Below are 23,600 nucleotides of genomic sequence, written 5' to 3'. Positions count from 1 at the left end.
GTCGATCGACACCCGCCAAGTGTAAACAACACGTGAACGGGAAGTGGACGAGTGTCCTGCCCGAGACCGTCCTTCAGGTCCCGAGCTCTTTCACCAGCGCATCGACCACGGCCACCAGGTCACCGCCGGTCGCCTCCGCGACCTGACGTTGCCGCTGGTAGGAAGCGCCACGACGGGGAATCTCGGCCACGGCGGCCAGTTCGTCCGCGCAGCCGAGACGCACAGCGGTCGGGGCCAGCTTCTCGAGCAGGTCGTTCAGGTCGTCGGTGACGAGGCGCTCGTTGCTGTCCTGGTCGAGAATGATCTCGGCGTCGAGCCCGTACCGCGCGGCCCGCCACTTGTTTTCCTTCACGTGCCACGGCTGCAGGTTGGGCAGATTCTCACCTGCCTCGAAACGCCGGTCCAGGTCGACGATCAGGCAGTGCACGAGCGCGACGAGCGAACTGAGTTCGGCGCGGGTGGAGATGCCGTCGAAGACGCGGACCTCGATGGTGCCCCACCGTGGCGCCGGCCGGATGTCCCAGTGCATCCCACCGACCTTGGTGATCACACCGGTCTTCATCTGGTCGCTGATGAAATCCTCGTACTGCCCCCAGTTCGCGAACTGGTACGGCAGCCCCGCGGTGGGGAGCTGCTGGAACATCAGCGCACGATTACTCGCGTACCCCGTGTTGACGCCGGCCCACATCGGTGAGGACGCGGACAGCGCGAGCAGGTGCGGGTACCGCTGCAGCAGCGCATTGAGGATCGGGAACACCTTCTGCGGCGAGGACACACCGACGTGGACGTGCACACCCCAGATGAGCATCTGACGGCCCCACCACTGGGTGCGTTCGATCAGCTCGTCGTAATCCGGTGTGCGCGTGACCAATTGGGTCGACCATTGCGCGAACGGGTGCGTTCCCGCGCAGATGAGATCGACGCCGAGCGGGTTCGCCGCCCGCCGCAACAGGTCGAGCGACTCATCGAGGTCGTCCATCGCCTCACCGACGGTGGAGTGGATACCGGTGACGAGTTCGACGGTGTTGCGCAGTAACTCCTTGGTGATCCGCGGATCCTCGGGACCGGCGAGATTCGCCACCGCGTCGAATACCTCCGCGGCCGTGTTGGAGAGATCCCGCGTGACCCTGTCGACCAGCGCGATCTCCCACTCGACGCCCAGAGTCGGCCGCGGCGAACCGGGAAAGGGAACTACCACGGTTTCGATCCAACCACAGGCCGCAGTGCGCGGCAGCGCACCGGCATCCCGGCCGAAGCCGGGATGTCACGCGACTCAGCTGGCGCCGATGACACCGCAGGCCACCCGGGAACCCGCGTCCCCGGTGTTCAGGGTTTCCTGATCGGGGGCGGGTGCGTAACGGGTGGGGATGTTGGCGAAATTGTCGGAACCCGAGTGGATCATGACCGCGGTGCCGCTGTCGCCGTTCTTCAGGTCCTCGACCGTGAAGGCGTCGGTGGTGGTGACCAACTCGGCCGTGCCGTCGGCCAGAACCTGCAGCGAGGTGAGGTCACCGCTCGCGGGGTGCCCCGAGTGGCCTTCGGCCTGGAAGTGCCCGCCGGCGGACAGGAAGTTTCCGGGCGCACCCCCGGTCGGTGCCACGGAGTTCGTCTCACACTTGCCGACGGAGTGCACGTGGAAACCATGGAAGCCGGGCGTCTGATCCTTGACGGAAACGGTGACCTCGACGTGGCTGCCTGCCTGCTTGAACGTTGCGGTGCCCACGTCTTCGCCCTCGGCGTTCTTCAGCGTCGCGCTGACCGCGCCGCTCTCCGCGGACTCACTGGAACCGCTCTCGGCGTCGCCGGGAACGCCTGCAGCACTGGGATCGGCGGCGCCGGTCCAGACGGGAGGAGTAGTGCCGGGAACGTCGGTCGGCTCCTCGTTGTTACTGCAGGCGGTCAGTCCGAGTGCTGCAATGGCCACCACCGGGGTGACAATGCGCCAGGACATCCGACGGGTAGAACTCGAGGCCATCAAACCGCTCCTTTGAGGTGGCGAAGAAGTGCATCTGATCATAACCGCGGCGATGGTGCACCGACCGTCCGGTCTACTGCGCGGACGTGACGATGACGATCACACCGGCGGACGAATTGGCGATACCCGGGAACCGCGGCTGGGCCGACACCCCGAGTTGCGCGGCGATCTCCGTCGCCGCTTCCTTCTCGGCGGCGGAAGTCCCGTAGTACACAGTGGTTTCGGAGATGGTGCCGTCGCTGTAGTTGCCGGTTTCCGACACCGTCCACCCCGAGGACATCAGTTCGGTGGCCGTCTGGCTCGCGAGACCGGTGACATTGCTGTTGTTGAGCACCCGCACCGGGACCGACGCCGCGTCGGCGGACTTCGAGGTACTCGAGGCACCGGACGTGGTGCTCGCCGCGGGCGTCGAGGTGGCGCCCGCGGCTCCGGCAGCCGTCGTCGGACGCACGGCGGCGGTGGTCGTGGCAGCCGCCGTGGTGGTGACGGTGGCGGCGGTCTCCTCCGAGTCCGAACCTCCGAGGGAGGCGAACCCGAGACCCGCGAACAGAATCGCGAGGGCGATCAGCACCATCGCGAGGGCACGTAACGGCGGGCCGGACGATTCGGGTTTCGGAGTACTCACGATGTCGACCTTAGCGACCGGGTGCTACGTGACGTCGAACCCGAGGCGGCGGGCGGCGCGGGCCTTCTGCCTGCTCGCGCGCAGCCGTCGCAGGCGCTTCACGAGCATCGGGTCGGCTGCGAGTGCCTCCGGCCGGTCCACCAGTGCGTTGAGAACCTGGTAGTACCTGGTGGCGGACATGTCGAACAGCTCTTTGATCGCTTCTTCCTTCGCGCCGGCGTACTTCCACCATTGGCGCTCGAAGGACAGGATGTCGTGCTCCCGACGCGAGAGGCCGTCGTCACCGACGTCCTTGACCCCTGCCGAGTTGTCGCCGTCGGTGCGCTCGGACTGGTTCCGACTACGCGCTGTTGCGCCGTCCATCTCACTCCTCGACTACTAGCTCTCGCTCGACCTCAGCGAAACCACGTTCCCCCGGCTCCTCGATCGCGTGGCCGACCGAGCAACGAATTACACCACTGTTCTTCAGCGACTATTCAACCATGACGAACGCCGCGGGCAGTGCGAACGGCTCGGGCGCGCCGCACTATCCTTGACGACCATGGCCATCCTCCCCATCCGGATCGTGGGCGACCCGGTATTGCACGAACCGACCGAGGCAGTGTCCCAGTCACCTGCGGAACTCGCTGAGATCATCGCCGACATGTACGACACGATGGACGCCGCCAACGGCGTCGGGCTCGCCGCCAACCAGGTCGGCCTGCCGCTGCGGTTGTTCGTCTACGACTGCCCGGACGTCGACGGGAACGGCACGGCACTCCGCCGCCGGGGTTGCGTCGTCAACCCGGTCCTCGAAACGTCGGAACGACCCGAGACCATGCCGGATCCGGACGACGACGTCGAGGGCTGCCTGTCGGTGCCGGGCGAGCAGTTCCCCACCGGACGGGCCGAGTGGGCGAAGGTCACCGGCACCGACGCCGACGGCAACGCCGTCGAGATCGAGGGACACGGCTTCTTCGCACGCATGCTGCAGCACGAGGTCGGTCACCTCGACGGCTTCCTCTACGTCGACATGCTGGTGGGCCGCAACGCACGCGCCGCCAAGAAGACCATCAAGCGTGCCGGCTGGGGCGTTCCCGGCCTCAGCTGGGTGCCGGGAACGGTCGAAGACCCCTTCGGGCATGACGACTGACATTCCGCTCGGAAGCCGAGTAGTGCTGCGATATCAGCTGCCACCCGGCCACAGCCATCCGATGACCGACGTCATCGGGGTGCTGGAGAGCGTCGAACCGGCGGTGGTCGTCCGCGCCGCGGACGGCTCCGTGGTCGAGGTGGATCCGGAGCGGGTGATCGCGCTGAAGGCCGTCCCCGCGCGACCGGTGCGCGCGAGCGAGATCCGGTCCCTCGAACTGGCCTCGGCCGACGGCTGGCCGGGCGTCGAGCACGCGTGGATCGACGGGTGGCTCGCCCGGTACGGTCACGGCTTCACCGGACGCGCCAACTCGGCGGCCCCGCTCGGGGACCGTGGGTCGGTCGGCAGCCTGGAGGACGCCTCCCCGGGCGGCACGCTCGACCGTCTGCGCGAGTGGTACGCCGAGCGCGACCGCCCGCTGCGGTTGCTGATTCCCGACCGGCTGGGCGAGGTACCGCTCGGCTGGAACGTCAGCGACGAAGTGGTCGTGATGGCAGCCGACATCGACAACCTGGCGTTGCCCGAGGGCCCACGCACCACCACGGTCACCGATCACCCCGATCCGGACTGGCTCGCCCTCTATCGCTACCGCGGGTCCGCGCTCCCCGACTTCGCGGTCGACGTGCTGGATTCGGTCCGCGGCGGCACTCTCGGGTTCGGCCGGATCGGCGCCGCCGACTCGACGCTGCTGGCCGTCGCCCGCGGATCCGTCACGTCCGCGCCCGACGACCGCCGGTGGGTCGGGCTCACCGCGGTCGAGGTCGCGGAGGCTCACCGCCGCCACGGAATCGGCAGCCTCATCTGCGGCGACATGATCAACTGGGGACGCGAACACGGCGCGACCCACGCGTGTCTGCAGGTCGCCGTCGAGAACGAGGGCGCCCAGGCGATGTACCGCAACCTCGGCTTCGTGGCCCACCACCGGTACCGCTACGCCACCGAACCTGTCGGCTGACGACCTGTCGGAGAGTGCCGCTAGGGTGGCTGCCGTGCGCATCGCAACCTGGAACGTGAACTCTGTTCGTGCCCGTACCGACCGGATCCTGGACTGGCTCCAGCGGTCCGACGTCGACGTGCTGGCGATGCAGGAAACCAAGTGCAAGGACGAGCAGTTCCCGTACGAGCGTTTCCGCGAACTGGGCTACAAGGTCGCGCACGTGGGCCTCAGCCAGTGGAACGGCGTCGCGATCGCGTCCCGCGTGGGTCTCGACGACGTGCAGATCGGGTTCGAGGATCAGCCCGGTTTCCACAAGGACCCCGAGGTCGCGCCCGCGCAGGAAGCCCGCGCCATCGGCGCCACGTGCAACGGCGTCCGCATCTGGAGCCTGTACGTCCCCAACGGCCGTGAGCTGGCCGATCCGCACTACGCGTACAAGCTCGACTGGCTGGCGAAGTTGCACACCGATGCGGTCGGGTGGCTGGGGCAGAACCCGGACGCGCAGATCGCATTGGTCGGCGACTGGAACGTGGCCCCCACCGACGAGGACGTCTGGGATCCGGCGCTGTTCGAGGGCAAGACGCACACGTCCGTCCCCGAGCGTGAGGCCTTCCAGGCATTCATCGAATCCGGATTCGCCGACGTCGTCCGGCCGCACACCCCCGGCCCCGGCGTCTACACCTACTGGGATTACACCCAGTTGCGGTTCCCGAAGAAGCAGGGAATGCGCATCGACTTCGTGCTGGGATCGCCTGCCCTCGCCGGCCGTGTCGACAAGGCCGCGATCGACCGCAACGAACGCAAGGGCAAGGGCGCCAGCGATCATGCGCCGGTCATCGTCGACCTCGGCGACTGAGAACGCAGCACACCGAGCGCCACGACCGCGCACCCGAACCCGATGAGCACACCGTGCCCGATGCGCAATGGGGCGTCGACGTAGAACTGCGGGATGAACAGTGCGAACCCCACCGCCATCGGGATCCCCGCCCAGCCCGCGAGCAGCCGGGATCGGGCGATCGCCACGGCGGCCGCCGACGCGCCGACCGCGACGAGTAGCAGTCCTGCGGCGAACAGCGTCGCCTGCGCCGCCCCCATCCGCACGCTCTCGGCGAGGGTCGTGACGGCCCCCTCGTCCAGGCCGCTGCCGCCCAGGGCGTGCAGCGCGAACGTTTCGGCACCGTAGTAGGGCAGCGTCAGCCCTGTCCCGATCCACGACGCCGCCACTGCGACCACCGCCGCTCGTTCGCCACCCGTCCCATTCAGCAGTCCGCTGAGCGCGACGAGCGCAAGCCCGAACGCGATGAACCCGCCGACGGCGGCGAGGTGAGCGATGAGCCACCACGGTGAGGCGAACTCGGCCCGTCCGTCCGGCGCCCCACCCGCCGCGTAGGGACGCACCACGGGGTAGACGACGAACAGGACACCGGCGAGGGCGAACAGCGCCGCGGCGCAGATCCGTGCGACCCCGGTACGACTCTCGATCCGATCCGACACGGCCATGACGACTCCCTCGAATGTGAGCACCGCTCTCTATACAGAGCAGTATTCACAGCGGAGTCGCAGATGGCAAGAGCAGTGCTCTCGAAAGTAGGGCTACTCGGCAACCAGAACGTCGAGATGCTCCGGATGCAGCGCCAGGTAGCGCTGGACATACGTGCAGATGGGGCGCACTTTCCAGCCACGCCGACGCGCCGAGCTCAACGCCTCGCCCACGAGGATTGCGGCCAGCCCTTGCCCACCGAACTCTTCCTTGACGACCGTGTGCATGAACGCGACCACCTCGCCCGGCTTCGCGGTGAATCCGGGAATGTCGTCCTCGTCCCGATAGCCGAGGATGCCGACCAACTCGTCCCCGAGCCACAGATCGAATCGTTCGTGGGCAGGGTTGTCGAGCACGCGAGCCTCAGCGGCCGTGATGTTCCCGGACGACCCGGAACTGTTCGAAGTGTGATCCATGCCACTCATGGAATCAGCAAGGCGGCATCCTCGCGAGCGGAATCGCCGCCCCCGGCACCGTTTCGTTGCCGACGAGTGCCCGATTCGTGCCCCGACCGTCGTCAGCCCTCCACCGGGACGACGAGATCGCGGTACTCGGGGTGCGCCGAGACGAAGCGCTGCACGTACGTGCACACGGGCCGGACCTTCCAGCCGTAACCGCGGGCGAGGTCGAGGGAGCGACCCACCATGAGGGCGGCGAGTCCGCGGTGGCCGAAGTCCTCCACGATCACCGTGTGCATGAACGAGACCACCGGCGCCTGCCGCCCCCGACCCTTCGGACCCGGCGGCCGGGCGGCCACCACCCCCACGCCGGCACCGGCGCCGGGCGGCGCGTCTGCAAGGGCGAAATACCCAAGGATGCCGACCAGGTCACCACTCAGGCGTAGCTCGAATCGGTTCTGATCGGCGTTGTCGATCACGTCCACAACCTGCGCGTCTGTCAGCATGGTTATCTCCTGGGGGTGTGTGTCGTAACCGAAATGTGATGTTCATCACCCTTTATACCGATGCCGGGAACCGCTGTCCAAGTTTCACCCGAATGATTGCTCACAGAGATCTCGGTTACAGTTTGTGGGACAACTACACATCCACGGGGGCTCGCACCAGCGGGCTGAGAGGACGGCTAGGGCCGTCGACCGTCGAACCTGTCCGGGTAATGCCGGCGTAGGGAGCATCATCGATGAGCACAAACGTATCTACAGCCACGTCCGTCACCACGGGGCCGATCGAGGGCAGCACCAAGCAGTACCTGCTGTCGGGCGACGACGTCCGGGTGCCGGTCCGGCGCGTACACCTCACCAACGGTGAGCACCTCGACCTGTACGACACGTCGGGTCCGTACACCGACGCGGACGCCGCGATCGACCTGGAAGCGGGACTGCCGCATCTGCGTGCACCGTGGATCGCCGATCGGGAGGGCACCCAACTCGACGCCGCCCGCGCCGGCGTCGTCACCCCCGAGATGCAGTATTGCGCTGCACGCGAGGGTGTTTCACCCGAGGCGGTGCGCGCCGAGGTCGCGGCGGGACGCGCCGTGATCCCGGCCAACCGCTGCCATCCCGAACTCGAGCCGATGATCATCGGCAAGGCGTTCGCAGTCAAGATCAACGCGAACATCGGCAACAGCGCGGTCACGTCGTCGATCGCGGAAGAGGTCGAGAAGATGATGTGGGCGACGCGATGGGGCGCCGACACCATCATGGACCTGTCCACCGGCAAGAACATCCACGAGACCCGGGAATGGATCCTGCGCAATTCGCCCGTGCCCGTGGGAACCGTGCCGATCTACCAGGCGCTCGAGAAGGTCAACGGAGACCCGACGGCACTTACGTGGGAGATCTACCGCGACACCGTGATCGAGCAGTGCGAGCAGGGCGTCGACTACATGACGGTCCACGCCGGGGTGTTGCTCCGCTACATCCCGCTGACCGCGAAACGCGTCACCGGCATCGTCTCCCGCGGCGGTTCGATCATGGCGGCCTGGTGCCTGGCCCACCATCGGGAGTCGTTCTTGTACACCCACTTCGACGAACTGTGCGAGATCCTTCACCGCTACGACGTCACGTTCTCGCTCGGTGACGGCCTGCGCCCCGGCTCCATTGCGGACGCCAACGACGAGGCCCAGTTCGCGGAACTGCGCACCCTCGGCGAGCTCACGCGGATCGCGAAATCCCATGGGGTGCAAGTGATGATCGAAGGTCCCGGGCACGTCCCGATGCACAAGATCGTGGAGAACGTGCGCCTCGAGGAAGAGTTGTGCGAGGAGGCACCGTTCTACACGCTCGGGCCGCTCGCCACCGACATCGCGCCGGCGTACGACCACATCACGTCCGCGATCGGCGCGGCGATGATCGCGCAGGCCGGCACCGCGATGCTCTGCTACGTGACACCCAAGGAACACCTGGGACTGCCGAATCGGGACGACGTCAAGACCGGGGTCATCACGTACAAGATCGCGGCGCACGCCGCGGACCTCGCGAAGCAGCATCCGCGGGCGCAGGAGCGGGACGACGCGCTTTCGAAGGCCCGGTTCGAATTCCGCTGGCACGACCAGTTCGCGCTGTCCCTCGACCCGGATACCGCGCGGGAGTTCCACGACGAGACGCTGCCCGCCGAGCCGGCGAAGACGGCCCACTTCTGCTCGATGTGCGGCCCGAAGTTCTGTTCGATGCGGATCTCCGCCGACGTGCGCGAATACGCGCAGCGACACGGACTCGATTCGGTCGAAGCCATCGAGGCGGGCATGGCCGAGAAGTCGAGTGAGTTCGTCGACGCAGGTGGTCGCGTGTATCTGCCCGTCGAATCCGTCACCTCAGAGAATCGGTAAGGTCCCCTTCGTGAAGCTGCTGCCCCTGACCCCCGACGGCCAGACCCCCGTCCGCGTCCTCACCATCGCCGGCACCGATTCCGGCGGCGGCGCCGGGATCCAGGCCGACTCGCGGACGATGGCGCTGTGCGGCGTCCACGCCTGCGTCGCTGTTGCCGCGGTGACGGTGCAGAACTCGGTGGGCGTCAGCGGTTTCCACGAGATTCCGCCGGAGACGGTGGCCGCGCAGGTGCGGTGCGTCGTCGACGACATCGGGGTCGGGGCAGCGAAGACGGGCATGCTGGCGTCGACGGCCATCATCGAGGCCGTCGCCGCCGTGTGCACCGAGGTCGGGATCGGCCGCGACCAACCGGTCCCGCTGGTCGTCGACCCGGTGTGCGCGTCGATGCACGGAGATCCGCTCCTGCACGCCGAGGCGCTGGACGCCGTGCGGAACACGCTGATCCCGATCGCCACGGTGGTCACCCCGAACCTCGACGAGATCCGGCTGATCACCGGCATCGAGGTGGTGGACGACGCGACCGCGCGCCGGGCCGCCGAGGCGCTGCACGCACTCGGGGCGAAGTGGTCGATCGTGAAGGGCGGGCATCTCCGGACGTCGGCGTCGAGCACCGATCTGCTGTTCGACGGTGACAGGTTCCTCGAGTTCAGCAGTCCCCGTATCGACACCGGCAACGATCACGGCGGCGGCGACACCCTCGCGGCCGCCATCGCGAGCGCTCTCGCCCACGGGTGGTCCGTGCCCGATGCGGTGGCGTTCGGCAAGGAATGGGTCACCAAGTGTCTGGAGGCGTCGTACGACCTGGGCGCCGGTCACGGCCCCGTCTCTCCCCTGTGGCGACTCCGTCACTCGTGAGTACTTGTTAACGTCCGGCGGTTAAGAGCGTGTCTCATGTGGATGAAGTGATGTGTGGGACATAATGTGACGCGTGGTAGATGAGTTGTCACTGAGGTTGGTGCCGGATGCGTTGTGGGAGATAGTCGAACCGTTGATTCCGCCTTTTGTCGCCCGGCCGCAGGGAGGTGGCAGTACCCCCGCCGATGACCGAGCGGTGTTCACCGCGATCGTGTATGTGCTCACCAGCGGATGTGCGTGGCGGCACCTGCCACCGTCCTTCGGGGTAACCGTGCCAACCGCGCATCGACGGTTCAGTGCCTGGGTGCGCGACGGGGTGTTCGAAAAACTCCATCGCGAGGTGCTCGACCAACTCGGTAGCGCGGGCGAACTCGACTGGACGGCAGCAATCCTGGACGCGGCAAGCGTCCGGGCAAAAAGGGGGGTTCGCTGACCGGCCCCAGTCCCGTCGACCGCGGCAAGAAGGGATCGAAGATCCACGTCCTATCCGAAACGAATGGAATCCCACTGGTCGTGGGTGTGACCGGGGCGAATACCCACGACAGCACGATGCTGCAACCGATGGTGGCCGCGCTTCCGGCGACGAAGTCCAGGCGCGGACCACGCCGACGCAAGCCGGGAAAGCTTCGCGCCGACAAGGGCTACGACTACGACATGCACCGACGGTGGCTGCGTGAACGAGGCATCGTCCCGAGGATCGCCCGCCGCGGCATTGAGCGAAACGATCGCCTCGGCCGGTACCGGTGGAAGATCGAACGCACCATCGCCTGGCTTACCGGCTACCGACGTATGACCATTCGCTACGAACGCTACGGCGAACACTTCGCTGGCTTCCTTCACCTCGCCGCCGCACTCACCTGCTTCAAGAAACTTCCCACATGAGACACGCTCTAAGAAGTACTCACGGGCGGCGGAGCCGCAACCGCCAGATACCGAGATCGGAAGGCACCCCGCTGGGCGCGGGGGCGAAGAAGGCGCGTCGCCACGGTTTGACGCCGACACCCAGTTCGTCGAGGGTGCCCGGCTGCAGACTCTCCAGCGTGGCGGACGACGCCATCACGTTGCCGTCGCCGCCCAGTTCCATCATGCGCGCCGCGATCGTCACGTCCACGCCGAGCCAGTCGCTGCCGATCTGCCGGGGCACGCCGGTGTGGATGCCGACACGCATGCGGGGGCGATAGCCGTCCACCTCCACCTCCGCGAGCGCTTCCTGTGCGGCGAAGACGGCGTCGATCGCGCGGTCCGGGCTGGGGAAGACGGCCATCACGCCGTCCCCCAGGCGCTTCACCACGTGCCCGCCGCGGTCGACGATGGGGGTCTCGACGGCTCGGGCGACGTCACGCAGCAGGGCGAGGGTGGCGCTGTCACCGGCGGGCAGCGACCAACTGGAGAACCCCACCAGGTCGGTGAACACGATGGTCACCTCCTGCGTTCCCCGACCGCGCCCGGTGCGCTCGAGCAGCGCCTGCCACACCTGCAACGCGCCGAGGCTCATCTCTCGGGACGCACCCGGCTGGTGGTCGAGGAAGCGATCGGCGACGCGGGCGATGGCCCGTGCGCTGCCGGGGCCTGCCGTCGACAGTGGATCGCCGAACGCCGGATCGCCGGGCAGCGCACGACGAACCCTCCGCAGCCCTTCGATCAGCTGTGGCTGCCGGTTCACCGATCCCATCCAGCCCAGAACCTTGTCGCCTCGTTTCGGTGTCTGCGCAGCGTCGAGTTCGGCACTGTTCTCTTCGGCCGGGTCGTCGCTCACGAGAGTAAGGGTAACCCAGCGTCACATGCACAAACCCGTGCCGAATCGGACATCACTCCGCCGCCCGCGCCTTCTCCCGGTCCGCGCCCGTGGGGACACCGTTCGGCCCGGCGAGCGACTCCGCGTACACCCCCACGGCGTACGCGACCGCGGCGGCATTCTTGGCGAGCGCGGCCCGGTTCACGTTCTCGAGGGTGTCGGTCGCGCTGTGGTAGTTCTCGTCGTACACCACATCCGGGGTGCCACCCCACTTCTGTGACTGCTCGGGGGTCTTCGTCTCGTCGGCGCCGCTGAACACGCCGCCCGAGGGGATGCCGTGCTCGATGAACGGACCGTAGTCGGATCGGCCGTCGAAGTCCGTGCCGTCGGCGGCGACCCCGTTGCCCTTAAGGAACTCGATGAACGTGCGCTCGATGCCCGCGGAACCCTCCGGTCCGGGCCCCTCGCCGACTTTGTCGGAGTTGTCGCCGTCGTACGCCAGGTAGCCGGCGTTCTCGGAACCGAGCATGTCGAAGTTCAGGTACAGCGCGATGTCGTTCCGCTGGTCCTCGCTGAGGCTGTTCACGTAGGCCTCCGAACCGAGCAGACCCAATTCCTCGGCGCCCCAGAACGCGAAGCGCACCGCGTTGTCGACGTCGGGCGAACCGCCGAGTTGCACGGCCGTTTCGAGGGTCGCGGCGACGCCGGTGCCGTTGTCGTTGATGCCGGGACCGTCCGGGACGCTGTCCAGGTGGGCGCCGACCATCACGACGTCCTCGGTCGAACCGGTCTTCGTCTGGGCGATGACGTTGCGAGCGGTGCTCGACTCGGTGGTGGTGTCGAGGGTGAGGGTGACGTCGCCCCCGGCCTGCTCGAGTGCGGCGCCGTCCGCCTTGCTCACTCCGCCGGTGGGCACCTTGCCCACGTCCGGGTCGCCGAGGGTTCCGCCGTTCATCGGTCCGTCCTCGTTGTTGACGACGATCACGCCTGCGGCGCCGCGCTCGGACGCGAACTGCTGCTTGGCCGCGAACGGGCACACCCCGCGGTTGACGAGGACGATCGCCCCGGTGACGTCGAGGCCGTCGTAATCGGTGACCTCGCATCCCGGACTCTCGTCCTTGGGGGCGGGTACCAGGCGGGCGGTGATCCCCTCCGGACCGGTCGACGGCGAATACGACAGCGCACGCACCTCGAAGTCACGGTCGCCGGACCTGAGTGCCTCCGTCCGGACGTCGAACTTGTGGAACTCGAATTCGGGCGTCTCGACGTCGAAGCCCTTGTCTTCCAGCACCTGTGCGACGTAGTCGACGCTGGCGTCGTAGCCGGAGGTTCCGGCCGCGCGGTTGCCGTTGTTGTTCTCGGCGATCGTCTGCAGTTGCTCCAGGTGCCCCACCACACCGCCCTCGGTGACCGAGGCCGCGAGAGCGCTCGCGTCGACCGGCGGCGAATCGGGTTCGCTCGTCGACGAGCACCCGGCCAAGATCATCGCACCGGCCACTCCGACTGTGAAGGCTCCCCGTAGTCGCATGTCGGGAGCCTAACGCAGAAGCACCTGTGGGCCGGCGCGAATGGATTTCGCACCGGCCCACAGGCTCCCGCCCCGCCGTCACCCTCAGCCAGGTCTCCCGACGATCACCTGGCGGAGGAACGGGGCGAAAGTACTGTATCGGGTGTCAGGCGTCGCGCTTGTTGACGACCACCAGGCCGGCCCCGAAGATCACGAAGACGAACACCGCGAAGTAGACCAGGCTGCCCCACGGGCCCCAGTGGAAGTCGACCCCCTGCGGCGCCCCCAAAAAGTTGTTGGCGTTGAGGAACGGCAGGAAGGGCATGATCTTCTGGCCGAACGACCCGAACAGGTTGAACAGGCTCTCGATCAGCAGCGGCCACAGCAGCAGCAGGGCGATCGCGCCTGCCGACTGGCGCAGCAGCGTGCCGACGCCGACGGCGAGAACCACGCACAGGAACGCGTAGATCGGGACGCCGTAGATCGACCGCCAGGCGTCGTCACCCGACAGCGTGAGCGCCGCTCCTGCCTCGTCACCCGCGGTCGCCTTCGCGATGGCGTACGCGCCGAACGTGAGCACGAATGTCAGCACCGCACCGAACGCGCCGATCAGGCCCGCCTTCGCGATGAGGACGGACGCCCGGTTCGGGATGGCCTGGAACGTGGTGCGGATGACGCCGAACCGGTATTCGCTGGTCACGGCCAGTGCCGCGAGGATCATCAGGACCAGCACGCCGAATCCGGAGACACCGCCGACGGCGTCCGACATCTGCGGCAGGAACGGATCGAAATCCGGTTGCTTACCGTCCGCGATCTGGTTGTTGAAGGAGTTGATGCTGGCCTTCGCGCTCAGCCCGATGACTGCGGCGAGGCCAAGGCCCAGCACGATGATGATGACCGTGCACCACCACGGCGACCTCGTCGACGTGACCTTGATCCGTTCGGCATTGAGAACAGCCATTACAGTGCACCCCTCATCACATCTTCGACGCCCTCTGCGTGGTACTGCACGTCGTCTCCGGTCAACTTCATGAAGGCGTCCTCCAGCGATCCGCGCTGAGATGCCAACTCGTACAGGACGATGCCCTGCGAACCGGCGATCCCGCCGACGACGTCCGTCGACGAATCCACCACCACGAGCGCCTGCTGCCCGTCGGATCCGTCCTCGCGCACGGTGAGCCCGTTGGACGTGAGCGCGCTACGCAACGCGTCCAGCTGGGGGCTCCGCACCCGCACCGTCGATTCCGAGGACTTGCTGACGAACTCGGACACGGTGGTGTCGGCGATCAGACGCCCCCGGCCGATGACCACCAGATGTTCTGCGGTGAGCGCCATCTCGGACAGCAGGTGGCTCGACACCAGCACGGTGCGACCCTCCGCCGCGAGGCGCTGCATGAACTTCCGGATCCAGACGATGCCCTCCGGGTCGAGCCCGTTCACCGGCTCGTCGAACAGCAGCACCTTCGGGTCGCCGAGTAGCGTGGCGGCCAGGCCCAGGCGCTGCGACATGCCGAGCGAGAACCCGCCTGCCTTCTTCCCGGCCACCTCGGTGAGCCCGACGAGGTGCAGCACCTCGTCGACCCGGCTCTTCGGCAGCGAGTTGGACGCCGCCATCCACTGCAGGTGGGCGCGGGCCGAGCGGTTGGGGTGCACCCACTTCGCGTCGAGCAGAGCCCCCACCGTCCGCAGCGGCTGCACCAGGTCGCTGTACGGTTTGCCGTCGATCAACGCGCTGCCCGCCGTGGGGCGGTCCAACCCGAGGATCATGCGCATCGTCGTCGATTTGCCTGCACCGTTCGGGCCGAGGAAGCCGGTGACCATACCCGGCTTCACGTTGAACGTCAGGTTGTCCACCGCCTTCGTCGCACCGAAGGTCTTTGTCAGTCCCCTCACTTCAATCATGATGAGAAGGATGCCCGAACCTGCGGACGGCGCGCATCGGCCGCAGGTCTACTCCCGGCTCGTCCCCTGGTACCGGTCGGACCCTGAGCCTACCGGTCGGACCCTGAGCCGGACCCCGACGCGACCCCGAGGACTACGACGACGCCTGCGCCCAGAACCGCTTGGGAATCCGGCCCGCGTGACGTGCCTCGTACCCCGCCACCACGGCCCCGCGCATCGCCGACGCCATGAGCGCCGGATCCTTCGCCCTGGTCACAGCCGTGGCCAGCAACACCGCATCGCAGCCGAGTTCCATCGCGAGGGTGGCGTCGCTTGCGGTCCCGATGCCGGCGTCGAGGATGACGGGCACCCCCGCACCGTCCACGATCATCTCGATGTTGTGCGGGTTCGCGATACCGAGCCCGGTGCCGATCGGCGAACCCAGCGGCATCACGGCCACGCAGCCCACGTCCTCGAGTCTGCGGGCCAGAACCGGGTCGTCGGTGGTGTAGGGCAGGACGACGAATCCGTCGTCGACCAGTTGCTCTGCAGCGCTGACCAACTCGATGGCGTCGGGCATCAGGGTGCGCTCGTCGGCGATGACCTCGAGCTTCACCCAGTCGGTCTCGAGCGCCTCACGGGCGAGTTGCGCCGTCAACACAGCCTCGGCCGCACCGCGACACCCCGCGGTGTTGGGCAGCGGGGCGATGTCGAGCCGGCGCAGCAGGTCCAGCACACCGGTGCCGCCTGCGGCGTCGACGCGGCGCATCGCGACCGTGGTCAGCTCGGTGCCGGACGCGACGAGCGCCTCTTCGAGCACCGTGAGGTTGGCGGCGCCGCCGGTGCCCATGATCAACCGTGAACCGAACGTGCGTCCCGCGATCGTGAGGCCCTTCTGCACGCCGGGCGTCGCGTCAGCCACCCTGCACCGCCGTGAGGATCTCGATCTCCCAGCCCCGGACCACGAGCTCGTCCCACCGGGCGCGCGGGAACACGGCGCCGTTCACTGCCACCGCGATGCCCTTGGTGGGCAGGTTCAGCACCTCCAGCAGCCCGGTGACGGTCAACGGTTCCGTGAACTCGTGGTCCTCGCCGTTGACGCTGATGCCGATCGGCACCACTACTTGCTGCTCACTCATCTCTACCTCGCTACTTTCTCGAAACGTTCGGGGTCGGCGGCTTTCGCCTCGACCAATGCCGAGCCCTCCAACAATGCCATCGTCGCGTCGGCGGTCACCGGGGTGAGCAGGATGCCGTTACGGCCGTGTCCCGTCGCCACCACGACCCGATCGGACACCCGGCCGATCAGCGGCAGGTTGTCCGGGGTCATCGGACGCAGACCCGCCGAGGTCTCGTGCAGTTCGTACTCGCCGATGGCGGGCATCAGGGCCTCGGCGTCCGCGATCAGGTCGCGCACACCGGCCACCGTGACCTGCGTGTCGTTGCCCGACTCGTACTGGGTGGCACCGACGACGATGCCGTCGGCACGCGGCACCAGGTAGGCGGGCCTGCCGTGCACGCTGCCGCGGATGGTCCGGCCCGGCGCGGGGGTCACCCCGGGACGCGAGCGCAACCGCAGGATCTCGCCCTTCACCGGGCGAACCGGAAGCCCGGGCCACAGGGCCGGTGACGCGATGCCCGCGGTGACGACGATCTGGTCGGTGTCGAGCCGGTCGAGGCTGTGCACGGCCTCCCCGATCAGCTCCACTCCGGCGTCGGCGGCGCACCGCTGCAGCGCCTGCAACAGCAGCCTGTTGTCCACGGCCAGTTCGTCGACGGCCAAGAGTCCCAATCGGACTCCGCGACCCAGCATCGGCTCGAGGGCCCGGACTTCGGCGCGGCCCAGGATCTGCAGTTCCCGCCCCTGGGCGCCCACCCATTCTGCGATGGTCCGCAGGTCCTCCGCGTCGGCGCCGTCCAGCGCGACGGTGAGCGAACTTTCCGACGTGAACAACTCGACGCCGGCTCCGGCCTCGAGTTCCTTCCCGAATTCGGGCCACCGGTCGAGCGATGCGCTCCCCAGTTCGAGGACGCTCTCCTCGCCTGGCCAGCCCTCGGACAACGGGGCGAGCATGCCGCCCGCCACCCAGGACGCTCCCGAACCTATCGACGGGTCGTACAGCCGTACCGACCAGCCGTTGCGGGCTGCTCGCCACGCAATGGACAGGCCGATCACTCCGCCTCCGACGACGGATACCGATCTCGCCATTGAACTCCACCTCACTTCCTGCGCCGGCATGATCCGGGTCAGGTATGACGGTCGGGCTCGGCGTGAGCCCCTCTCAGCCCCACGTTCCCCGGGACTCCCGTGTTGCACTTTCACCGTAGAGGCTACCGTCATGCCGTGACCACCTCGCATCACAGCAACCTCACGGACCGTCGGCGCCGCCTCGGAACAGCACGTTTGTACCTGTGCACCGATGCTCGGCGCGAGAAGGGCGACCTGGCGCAGTTCGCCGAGGCCGCACTGTCCGGCGGCGTCGACATAATCCAGCTCCGCGACAAGGGCTCGGCCGGAGAGAAGAAGTTCGGCACGATGGACGCCCGGGACGAACTGGCGGCGCTGTCGGTGCTCGCGGCCGCGGCCAGGCGGCACGGAGCGCTGCTCGCGGTCAACGACCGCGCCGACATGGCGCTGGCGGCCGGAGCCGACGTGCTGCACCTCGGCCAGGGCGACCTGCCCGTCCCGTACGCACGGACCGTGGTGGGTTCCGACGTCCTGATCGGACGCTCCACCCACAGCCGCGCCCAGGCCAGCCTGGCGGCGATCGAGGACGGCGTCGACTACTTCTGCACCGGACCGGTGTGGGCCACCCCCACCAAGCCCGGACGGACCGCGTCGGGCATCGATCTGGTGCGATCGACCGCCGACTCGGAGCCGAACCGCCCGTGGTTCGCGATCGGCGGCATCGACGAGTCCCGGGTTCCGGAGATCCTCGCCGCGGGTGCCTCCCGCATCGTCGTCGTCCGGGCCATCACCGAGGCCCGCGACCCGCAGGCCGCCGCGCGCTCACTGTCCGCCCTGCTGCAGCAGAACGCGTAGTTACGGCTGATCCAGCCAGTCCAGCACCGTGGCGGGCGGCAGGACCACGACGGTGGCCGGCAACTGTTCGATCAGGTCGGGATCGGTGGTGACGATCGCCGTCACCGTTCCCAGCGTGGTGCCGTGGCCGGCCGGTTCGGCGAGGCGGCCGACGGCGTCCAGGGCCTCGAGCACCTCGACGCGCGGCAGCCACCCGTAGGTGCCGTCGGGCAGGTGCACCGTGCGGGGCAGGGCCTTCGACAACTGTGCCAGCGCGCCGCGCTCGCCCAGCACGTCGTGCCGGTCGAGCAGCAATCGCACCTCGGTGGTGCGCAGTTGCGGCCACCCCGCTTCGAAACCCGGGTGCAGCGGCAACCCGGCGACGTCGGTTTCCCGCACCCAGCGCAGTTCGGTGCTCTCGCCGTTCGCGACGGTGGGCAGTGGGCGCTCGGCGTCGGCGATCACCGTGGTGTAACTCCAGCCGCTCGCGGCCTTCATCGTGACGACCTCGGTGCGGACGCGGATGGCCGCGCTCTCGATGCCTGCTTCCTCGTGGGCCTCGCGCACCGCGGCGTGGGTGGTGGACTCGTGGCTGTCCCGGGCACCGCCGGGCAACGCCCACGTACCGCCCTGGTGACTCCAGACCGCACGGTGCTGTAGCAGGACGGCCGGCGTCTCGTCGGGGAGCGGCGCACGCAGCAACAACCCGGCGGCACCGTGCTTGCCCCAATGACGACTGCCGTCCGGCCCGGTTGCCCAACCGTCACCGTCACCACGCATCGACTACCCCTGTCCGACCTGATGGGTCTCCCTGCAGTTCCCTCACACTAACGGTTTCTTCCGGAACTGCCCGTCGGCAGTCGTGAACCGACCGCTGCTTATATGCTCCCCACAAGGTGCGGCCATGACACGGGAGGGGTGCGAGGTGGTTCTGCGTGAGGCACCGTCGATCGAACCCCACGGCAGCCGCGCATTGTCTGCCGCCGCGGACGACGACGTCGACCCCGCGGTGGCACGCCGCAAGGAACTGCGCGCGTTCCTGGAGTCGACTCCCGCCAAACTCACCGCCCTCGGGGCCCTCCTGGTCCTGCTCACCCTCACCGCCGGGTTCGTGGCCGCCTCGACGGTGAACAGCAGGGAAGCCACTCTCGACAGCGTCCTCGCGGAGACGGAACCGCTGTCGTTCTCGGCGCAGAACCTCTACAGCGCCCTGTCCGTGGCGGATGCCGCGGCCACGACGGCGTTCATCTCCGGCGGTCTCGAACCGCCCGAACTCCGGGACACCTATACGCAGGCGATCGGCACCGCCTCCGCCGACCTCGTGTACGCGTCCGGCGGACTCGCGGCGAGCGACGTGGACAGCCGCCGACTGCTTGCCTCCATCTCCACCGACCTCAGCGTCTACTCCGGTCTCGTCGAGACCGCGCGGGCCAACAATCGCACCGGTCATCCGGTCGGCGCGGCCTACCTCAGCGAGGCGTCCACACTGATGCAGACGAGCATGCTGCCGATGGCGCAGCAGTTGCACGCCCAGCAGGAAGCCGACGTCGCGGACACGCAGCGGGACTACTCCCGTCCGCCCTGGCTGGCGCTGATCCTGATCCTCGTCGCACTCGTCGCGTTGCTCGTCGCCCAGATCGTCATTGCGAGGCTCAGTCGGCGCACGTTCAATCTCGGGCTGATCGTGGCGTCGTCGTGCACGGCGATCCTCCTGGCGTGGATGCTGGTCGCCGGGTTGGTCTCCTCCCTCGACACCAAGCGGGCACTGACCGAGGGCGCCCGCCCGATGCACGAGTTGACCGCGGCCCGCATCCTGGCCCAGCAGGCGCGCACCGAGGAGACCCTCAAACTGGTCCGCCGCGACTCGAACGGTGACTACGACGCCGTCTTCGAAGACAAGTCCGGTCAGCTCGACACCCTGCTGTCGAATTACCCCCACGACGGCGACCGCGCGGTCGGCCACGACGAGGTGGCGAGGGCGCAGGAGGCGTGGACGCGCTGGTCCTCGGCACACGACCGCATGAACGAGATCCTCGCCAGGGGCGACTTCGTCTCGGCGGCAATGGTCGCCATCGGACCGGGACCTTCGGATTCCGCGGCTCAGTTCACCGCCGTCGACGACGCGCTCACCGACGGAATCGGCACCGCACGCGACCGTCTGCGGTCGAATGTCGAATCCGCGGCCCGGGTGCTGACCGCGCTCGGTTCCGGCGCCATTGTCCTGACACTGATCGCGGTCGGCGGAATTATCATCGGGTTGTGGCCTCGATTGAGGGAATATCAGTGAGGCGGCGCCGGATCGCGCTCGTGCTCGTGGCGGCCACCTTACTGATCGGCGGGTGCGCCGAGTCGAGTCCCGAGCACGTCGGATCGCCGAGCGTGTCGTACACCGAGCCCCCGCTTCCCGCGGCCGCGACGCCGGCGCCCGAGACCAGCGCTGTGCCGCCGACTCCCGAGAAGGACTGCGGCGATCCCACCGCGAGCCTGCGCCCGTTCCCCGACCCCGACGCCGCACCGCCGATGCCGACGGTCGACGCCATCCGCGCGCGGGGGCGTCTCGTCGTCGGCCTCGACACGGGCAGCAATCTGATGAGTTTCCGCGATCCGGCGACCGGTGCCATCCAGGGCTTCGACGTCGACGTGGCCCGGGAGATCGCGCGGGATCTGTTCGGCGATCCGGACCGGCTCGAGTACCGCATCCTCACGTCGGCGAATCGTGAGAAGGCGCTGCAGGAGTCGATGGTCGACATCGTGGCCAAGACGATGACCATCACCTGCGACCGAAAGGAACGGGTGGCGTTCTCCTCCGAGTACTTCGAGGCGCAGCAGCGGGTTCTCGTCGTGAAGGGCTCCCCGATCCGCAGCGCCGCCGACCTGGACGGGAAACGGGTCTGCGTCGTCCGCGGCACGACGTCGCTGACACGGTTGCAGCGGGTGGCGCCCACCGCGAACATTCTGACGGTCCCCATGTGGTCGGATTGCCTGGTGGTCCTGCAACAGCGGCAGGTCGATGCGGTGAGCACCGACGACACGATCCTCGCCGGTCTGGCGTCCCAGGACCCGTATCTCGAGATCGTCGGAGACAGCATGGGCGCCGAGCCGTACGGCGTCGGCATCACCAAGTCGAACGAGGACCTGGTGCGGTTCGTCAACGGCACGCTCGAACGCATCCGCCGCGACGGTACCTGGACCAGGATGTACGACCAGTGGCTGTCGATGCTGGGGCCGTCCCCCGCCCCGCCGTCCGCCGTGTACCAGGACTGAGGGGACGCATGCCGCAGCATTCGCAGAATCCGGAGTCCACCGACCCGGACATCGCCACCCAGGCCGCCGTCCGGGAGCCGGAAGGGGACGCCACGCAGGCCGCGGTCCGGGAAGAACCGGACGAGGGTCCGGCCACCCAGGCCACCCAGGCGGCGCCGACGTCCCGGCCGTCCGGCGCGTCCGGCACCGGCCGCTCGACGCGCTCACCGCGCACCCGGTCCGGGCAGCGCCTGCGTCTCGGCGGCGGTCTCGTCGAGGTTCCCGTCGTGAAGACACTGGACCCGGCATCCGCCGTGATGACCGACCCGAAAGTCCCCGAGAGCAAGCGCTTTTGCTGGAAGTGCAACAAGCCGGTGGGCCGCACCGGCGCCGCGTCCGAGGGCTCCGAGTTCGGTCTGTGCCCCCAGTGCGGAGCCACGTACGACTTCCGGCCGCTTCTCGGCCCGAACGAGCTGATCGGCGGCCAGTACGAGGTGCAGGGCTGCATCGCGCACGGCGGCCTCGGCTGGATCTATCTGGCCATCGATCGCAACGTCAGTGACCGCTGGGTGGTTCTCAAGGGACTGTTGCACTTCGGCGACGCCGAGGCTCAGGCCGTGGCGGTGGCCGAACGCCAGTTCCTCGCCGAGGTGGCCCACCCGAGCATCGTGAAGATCTTCAACTTCGTGGAGCATCCCCGGTCGGATGGGACCCCGATGGGGTACATCGTGATGGAGTATGTGGGCGGTCACTCGCTTCGGGACGTCCTGTCGACGCACGCGAAGCCCGAACGCATGCCGGTCGAGCAGGCCATCGCCTACGTGCTCGAAATCCTTCCCGCAATGGCGTATCTGCACTCCACCGGTTTGGTGTACAACGACCTCAAACCCGACAACGTGATGGTCACCGAGGATGCCCTCAAGCTGATCGACCTCGGTGCCGTCGCGGGCATCGAGGACTACGGCTACCTGTACGGCACACCCGGGTATCAGGCGCCGGAGATCGTCACGACCGGCCCGACCGTGGCGTCCGACATCTACACGGTGGGGCGCACCCTCGCCGTCCTGACGCTCGACATGCCGTCCGACAAGGGCCGGTACCTCGACGGGATCCCGTCCCCCGAGCAGGCGCCGCTCCTCGCGGAGTACGAGTTCTTCCACCGACTCCTGTTGCGCGCCACCGACCCCGACCCGAGCCGGCGTTTCGCGTCGGCCGAGGAGATGGCGGGTCAGCTCACGGCGGTGCTGCGGGAGATCCTCGCGCAGCAGACCGGCGAGGAGCATCCCGGACTGTCGACCGTGTTCAGCAAGCAGAGAACGACTTTCGGCACGGACGAGGCCGTCGAGCAGACCGACGTGTACGTCGACGGCGTCGAACGGGACGAGAATCTCGATCCGCAGTCCGTGGCGCAGGCGTTGGCGGTACCCCTGATCGACCCGACCGATCCCAACGCCCCGCTCCTGGCCGCCGCGGTGCACAGCGAGCCGCAGCAGACGCTGGATTCCATTCGGCACGCGCGCGAGAACGGTATCGAACGGGTCGTCGGAGATCTGGACGTGTCGTTCTCCCGGGAACTCACGCTCGCCGAGATCAAGGCCCACCTCGATCTCGGTGACGCCGCCACCGCCACCGAACTCCTCCGTGACGTGGAGGGAGAGATGGGTGGGAACTGGCGCGTCGACTGGTACGCCGGACTCGCGACGCTCATCGACGGCGACTACGAGACGGCGTTCTCCCGTTTCGAATCCGTACTGCAGGCGATGCCCGGGGAGACGGCTCCCAAACTTGCGCTGGCCGCCACCGCCGAACTGATTCTGCAGCACTGGGAGAGCTCCGACCCCCACCAGTGGCGAACGTTCGCCGAGAAGTACTACCGGACGGTGTGGCGTACCGACCACAGCATGGTGAGTGCGGCATTCGGGCTGGCGCGGCAACTCACCGAACGCGGCGATCTGCCCGGTGCCATCGCCGCCCTCGATCAGGTTCCCCCGACGTCCCGGCACTTCACCATGGCCCGGATGACGAGCGTGCTGATGCTGTTGTCCGGCAAACCGATCGAGGAACTCGACGAATCGGCTCTCCGGGAGGCCGCGCTCCGTGTCGCCGCGCTCGCACCCGAGGAGAGCCGGGCACTGCAGATGCGCACGCTCGTACTGGGCACCGCACTGGATTGGATGCGTGCCGGTCACACGTCGGCGACGGAACTCGAGCAGATCCTCGGTGTGCCGTTCACCGAACGGGGCCTACGCAAGGGCGCCGAGGCCGGCCTGCGGGCGCTGGCCCGCAACGCCCCCGAGCGCACTCACCGGTACACGCTGGTGGATCTGGCCAACACCATCCGGCCCAAGAGCCTGCTGTAACGC

25 protein-coding genes and 2 riboswitches are annotated in these 23,600 nt (G+C 68.0%); of the genes, 10 read left to right on the top strand and 15 right to left on the bottom strand.

Annotated features, from left to right (window positions below; translation table 11 throughout):
- Positions 1–73 precede the first annotated feature (73 nt).
- The 4 genes from QM806_RS14660 to napA all read right to left on the bottom strand — a co-directional run bounded on the left by QM806_RS14660 (position 74) and on the right by napA (position 2,963).
- Entirely contained in the window at positions 74–1,198 is a 1,125-nt protein-coding gene (locus QM806_RS14660; RefSeq protein ID WP_005563830.1) for a glutamate--cysteine ligase, read from the bottom strand.
- Positions 1,199–1,273: 75 nt separating this feature from the next.
- A complete protein-coding gene (sodC, locus tag QM806_RS14655; RefSeq protein ID WP_054245722.1) occupies positions 1,274–1,975 on the bottom strand; it encodes a superoxide dismutase[Cu-Zn] in 702 nt (233 codons plus the stop codon).
- A gap of 73 nt (positions 1,976–2,048) precedes the next feature.
- Positions 2,049–2,600 (bottom strand): LytR C-terminal domain-containing protein, encoded by a 552-nt coding sequence (locus QM806_RS14650; protein WP_005563834.1) that lies wholly within the window; start codon positions 2,598–2,600, stop codon positions 2,049–2,051.
- A 24-nt stretch (positions 2,601–2,624) separates the two neighbouring features.
- Complete coding sequence (gene napA, locus QM806_RS14645) at positions 2,625–2,963, bottom strand: nucleoid-associated protein NapA (protein ID WP_005251738.1); 339 nt, start codon at positions 2,961–2,963, stop codon at positions 2,625–2,627.
- A gap of 178 nt (positions 2,964–3,141) precedes the next feature.
- Here napA and QM806_RS14640 point away from each other — a divergent pair, with 178 nt between their 5' ends.
- The 3 genes from QM806_RS14640 to QM806_RS14630 are packed head-to-tail and all read left to right on the top strand — an operon-like array spanning position 3,142 to position 5,525.
- Positions 3,142–3,732: a peptide deformylase gene (locus QM806_RS14640; protein WP_005251736.1), complete on the top strand. Its 591-nt coding sequence runs from the start codon at positions 3,142–3,144 to the stop codon at positions 3,730–3,732.
- The gene (locus QM806_RS14635; RefSeq protein ID WP_005563837.1) at positions 3,722–4,687 is read left to right on the top strand and encodes an N-acetylglutamate synthase, CG3035 family; all 966 of its coding nucleotides are present in this window, start codon (positions 3,722–3,724) and stop codon (positions 4,685–4,687) included. The genes QM806_RS14640 and QM806_RS14635 overlap by 11 nt, the downstream gene beginning before the upstream one ends.
- 34 nt (positions 4,688–4,721) lie before the next feature.
- Entirely contained in the window at positions 4,722–5,525 is an 804-nt protein-coding gene (locus QM806_RS14630) for an exodeoxyribonuclease III (RefSeq protein ID WP_283291867.1), read from the top strand.
- On the opposite strand, the gene QM806_RS14625 is transcribed toward QM806_RS14630, so the two are convergent.
- The 3 genes from QM806_RS14625 to QM806_RS14615 all read right to left on the bottom strand — a co-directional run bounded on the left by QM806_RS14625 (position 5,492) and on the right by QM806_RS14615 (position 7,113).
- On the bottom strand, positions 5,492–6,169 hold the full coding sequence (locus QM806_RS14625) for a hypothetical protein (protein WP_054245728.1): 678 nt from the start codon (positions 6,167–6,169) through the stop codon (positions 5,492–5,494). The genes QM806_RS14630 and QM806_RS14625 overlap by 34 nt on opposite strands.
- A gap of 93 nt (positions 6,170–6,262) precedes the next feature.
- Entirely contained in the window at positions 6,263–6,625 is a 363-nt protein-coding gene (locus QM806_RS14620; RefSeq protein ID WP_005563840.1) for a GNAT family N-acetyltransferase, read from the bottom strand.
- Between the two features lie 101 nt (positions 6,626–6,726).
- The gene (locus QM806_RS14615; RefSeq protein ID WP_005264400.1) at positions 6,727–7,113 is read right to left on the bottom strand and encodes a GNAT family N-acetyltransferase; all 387 of its coding nucleotides are present in this window, start codon (positions 7,111–7,113) and stop codon (positions 6,727–6,729) included.
- A 133-nt stretch (positions 7,114–7,246) separates the two neighbouring features.
- Positions 7,247–7,354, top strand: a riboswitch (TPP riboswitch).
- Here QM806_RS14615 and thiC point away from each other — a divergent pair.
- The 3 genes from thiC (at position 7,347) to QM806_RS14600 (ending at position 10,731) form a co-directional block, all read left to right on the top strand.
- Positions 7,347–8,993 carry a phosphomethylpyrimidine synthase ThiC gene (thiC, locus tag QM806_RS14610; protein ID WP_283291864.1) on the top strand — a complete coding sequence of 549 codons (1,647 nt, stop codon included), beginning with the start codon at positions 7,347–7,349 and terminating at the stop codon, positions 8,991–8,993. (Overlaps the previous riboswitch by 8 nt.)
- A 10-nt stretch (positions 8,994–9,003) precedes the next feature.
- Positions 9,004–9,849 carry a bifunctional hydroxymethylpyrimidine kinase/phosphomethylpyrimidine kinase gene (gene thiD, locus QM806_RS14605; protein ID WP_005264402.1) on the top strand — a complete coding sequence of 282 codons (846 nt, stop codon included), beginning with the start codon at positions 9,004–9,006 and terminating at the stop codon, positions 9,847–9,849.
- A 73-nt stretch (positions 9,850–9,922) separates the two neighbouring features.
- A protein-coding gene (locus tag QM806_RS14600) for an IS5 family transposase (RefSeq protein ID WP_283291862.1) occupies positions 9,923–10,731 on the top strand; the annotation gives its coding sequence in 2 pieces (ribosomal slippage) (positions 9,923–10,256 and positions 10,256–10,731; 810 coding nt in all).
- Between the two features lie 19 nt (positions 10,732–10,750).
- Here QM806_RS14600 and QM806_RS14595 read toward each other — a convergent pair.
- From QM806_RS14595 to thiO, 7 genes are all read right to left on the bottom strand, one after another.
- Complete coding sequence (locus QM806_RS14595) at positions 10,751–11,605, bottom strand: adenylate/guanylate cyclase domain-containing protein (protein WP_007301305.1); 855 nt, start codon at positions 11,603–11,605, stop codon at positions 10,751–10,753.
- Positions 11,606–11,657: 52 nt separating this feature from the next.
- On the bottom strand, positions 11,658–13,112 hold the full coding sequence (locus QM806_RS14590) for a M20/M25/M40 family metallo-hydrolase (RefSeq protein ID WP_169692660.1): 1,455 nt from the start codon (positions 13,110–13,112) through the stop codon (positions 11,658–11,660).
- Between the two features lie 145 nt (positions 13,113–13,257).
- The gene (locus QM806_RS14585) at positions 13,258–14,052 is read right to left on the bottom strand and encodes an ABC transporter permease (protein ID WP_054245724.1); all 795 of its coding nucleotides are present in this window, start codon (positions 14,050–14,052) and stop codon (positions 13,258–13,260) included.
- Positions 14,052–14,993 carry an ABC transporter ATP-binding protein gene (locus tag QM806_RS14580; protein WP_043788362.1) on the bottom strand — a complete coding sequence of 314 codons (942 nt, stop codon included), beginning with the start codon at positions 14,991–14,993 and terminating at the stop codon, positions 14,052–14,054. The genes QM806_RS14585 and QM806_RS14580 overlap by 1 nt, the downstream gene beginning before the upstream one ends.
- 133 nt (positions 14,994–15,126) lie before the next feature.
- On the bottom strand, positions 15,127–15,894 hold the full coding sequence (locus tag QM806_RS14575) for a thiazole synthase (RefSeq protein WP_005251713.1): 768 nt from the start codon (positions 15,892–15,894) through the stop codon (positions 15,127–15,129).
- Positions 15,887–16,111 (bottom strand): sulfur carrier protein ThiS, encoded by a 225-nt coding sequence (gene thiS, locus QM806_RS14570; RefSeq protein WP_005251712.1) that lies wholly within the window; start codon positions 16,109–16,111, stop codon positions 15,887–15,889. The genes QM806_RS14575 and thiS overlap by 8 nt, the downstream gene beginning before the upstream one ends.
- A gap of 2 nt (positions 16,112–16,113) precedes the next feature.
- Entirely contained in the window at positions 16,114–17,181 is a 1,068-nt protein-coding gene (gene thiO, locus QM806_RS14565; protein WP_005264847.1) for a glycine oxidase ThiO, read from the bottom strand.
- Positions 17,180–17,292, bottom strand: a riboswitch (TPP riboswitch). Its footprint overlaps the gene before it by 2 nt.
- 24 nt (positions 17,293–17,316) lie before the next feature.
- Between thiO and thiE the strand changes: the two genes are divergently transcribed.
- Positions 17,317–18,015 carry a thiamine phosphate synthase gene (gene thiE / locus QM806_RS14560; protein WP_005264846.1) on the top strand — a complete coding sequence of 233 codons (699 nt, stop codon included), beginning with the start codon at positions 17,317–17,319 and terminating at the stop codon, positions 18,013–18,015.
- Here thiE and QM806_RS14555 read toward each other — a convergent pair whose 3' ends face one another.
- Positions 18,016–18,774, bottom strand: a complete 759-nt coding sequence (locus QM806_RS14555; protein WP_005563846.1) for an NUDIX hydrolase — start codon at positions 18,772–18,774, stop codon at positions 18,016–18,018.
- A gap of 145 nt (positions 18,775–18,919) precedes the next feature.
- Between QM806_RS14555 and QM806_RS14550 the strand changes: the two genes are divergently transcribed.
- From QM806_RS14550 to QM806_RS14540, 3 genes are read left to right on the top strand one after another with little or no spacing between them, the layout of a single operon-like run.
- Complete coding sequence (locus QM806_RS14550) at positions 18,920–20,281, top strand: GlnX family signal transduction membrane protein (RefSeq protein ID WP_497587412.1); 1,362 nt, start codon at positions 18,920–18,922, stop codon at positions 20,279–20,281.
- Positions 20,278–21,258, top strand: a complete 981-nt coding sequence (locus tag QM806_RS14545; protein ID WP_005563850.1) for a glutamate ABC transporter substrate-binding protein — start codon at positions 20,278–20,280, stop codon at positions 21,256–21,258. The genes QM806_RS14550 and QM806_RS14545 overlap by 4 nt, the downstream gene beginning before the upstream one ends.
- Before the next feature lie 8 nt (positions 21,259–21,266).
- Positions 21,267–23,597, top strand: a complete 2,331-nt coding sequence (locus QM806_RS14540) for a serine/threonine-protein kinase (RefSeq protein WP_120660485.1) — start codon at positions 21,267–21,269, stop codon at positions 23,595–23,597.
- Positions 23,598–23,600 lie beyond the last annotated feature (3 nt).

It is taken from the genome of Rhodococcus sp. IEGM 1351 (assembly GCF_030056875.1).
GTDB lineage: Bacteria > Actinomycetota > Actinomycetes > Mycobacteriales > Mycobacteriaceae > Rhodococcus_F > Rhodococcus_F opacus.
The sequence above is the reverse complement of the archived record's forward strand: the minus strand, read 5'-3'. Positions and strand labels throughout refer to the sequence as shown.

Bases quoted from the DNA above. Each gene is read 5' to 3' on its own strand.
- thiS (WP_005251712.1), bottom strand. From the start codon at position 16,111: ATGAGTGAGCAGCAAGTAGTGGTGCCGATCGGCATCAGCGTCAACGGC.
- sodC (WP_054245722.1), bottom strand. From the start codon at position 1,975: ATGGCCTCGAGTTCTACCCGTCGGATGTCCTGGCGCATTGTCACCCCG.
- QM806_RS14585 (WP_054245724.1), bottom strand. From the start codon at position 14,052: ATGGCTGTTCTCAATGCCGAACGGATCAAGGTCACGTCGACGAGGTCG.
- QM806_RS14540 (WP_120660485.1), top strand. From the start codon at position 21,267: ATGCCGCAGCATTCGCAGAATCCGGAGTCCACCGACCCGGACATCGCC.
- QM806_RS14625 (WP_054245728.1), bottom strand. From the start codon at position 6,169: ATGGCCGTGTCGGATCGGATCGAGAGTCGTACCGGGGTCGCACGGATC.
- thiO (WP_005264847.1), bottom strand. From the start codon at position 17,181: ATGGCGAGATCGGTATCCGTCGTCGGAGGCGGAGTGATCGGCCTGTCC.
- QM806_RS14580 (WP_043788362.1), bottom strand. From the start codon at position 14,993: ATGATTGAAGTGAGGGGACTGACAAAGACCTTCGGTGCGACGAAGGCG.
- QM806_RS14590 (WP_169692660.1), bottom strand. From the start codon at position 13,112: ATGCGACTACGGGGAGCCTTCACAGTCGGAGTGGCCGGTGCGATGATC.
- QM806_RS14640 (WP_005251736.1), top strand. From the start codon at position 3,142: ATGGCCATCCTCCCCATCCGGATCGTGGGCGACCCGGTATTGCACGAA.
- QM806_RS14555 (WP_005563846.1), bottom strand. From the start codon at position 18,774: ATGCGTGGTGACGGTGACGGTTGGGCAACCGGGCCGGACGGCAGTCGT.
- QM806_RS14635 (WP_005563837.1), top strand. From the start codon at position 3,722: ATGACGACTGACATTCCGCTCGGAAGCCGAGTAGTGCTGCGATATCAG.
- thiC (WP_283291864.1), top strand. From the start codon at position 7,347: ATGAGCACAAACGTATCTACAGCCACGTCCGTCACCACGGGGCCGATC.
- napA (WP_005251738.1), bottom strand. From the start codon at position 2,963: ATGGACGGCGCAACAGCGCGTAGTCGGAACCAGTCCGAGCGCACCGAC.
- QM806_RS14620 (WP_005563840.1), bottom strand. From the start codon at position 6,625: ATGGATCACACTTCGAACAGTTCCGGGTCGTCCGGGAACATCACGGCC.
- QM806_RS14615 (WP_005264400.1), bottom strand. From the start codon at position 7,113: ATGCTGACAGACGCGCAGGTTGTGGACGTGATCGACAACGCCGATCAG.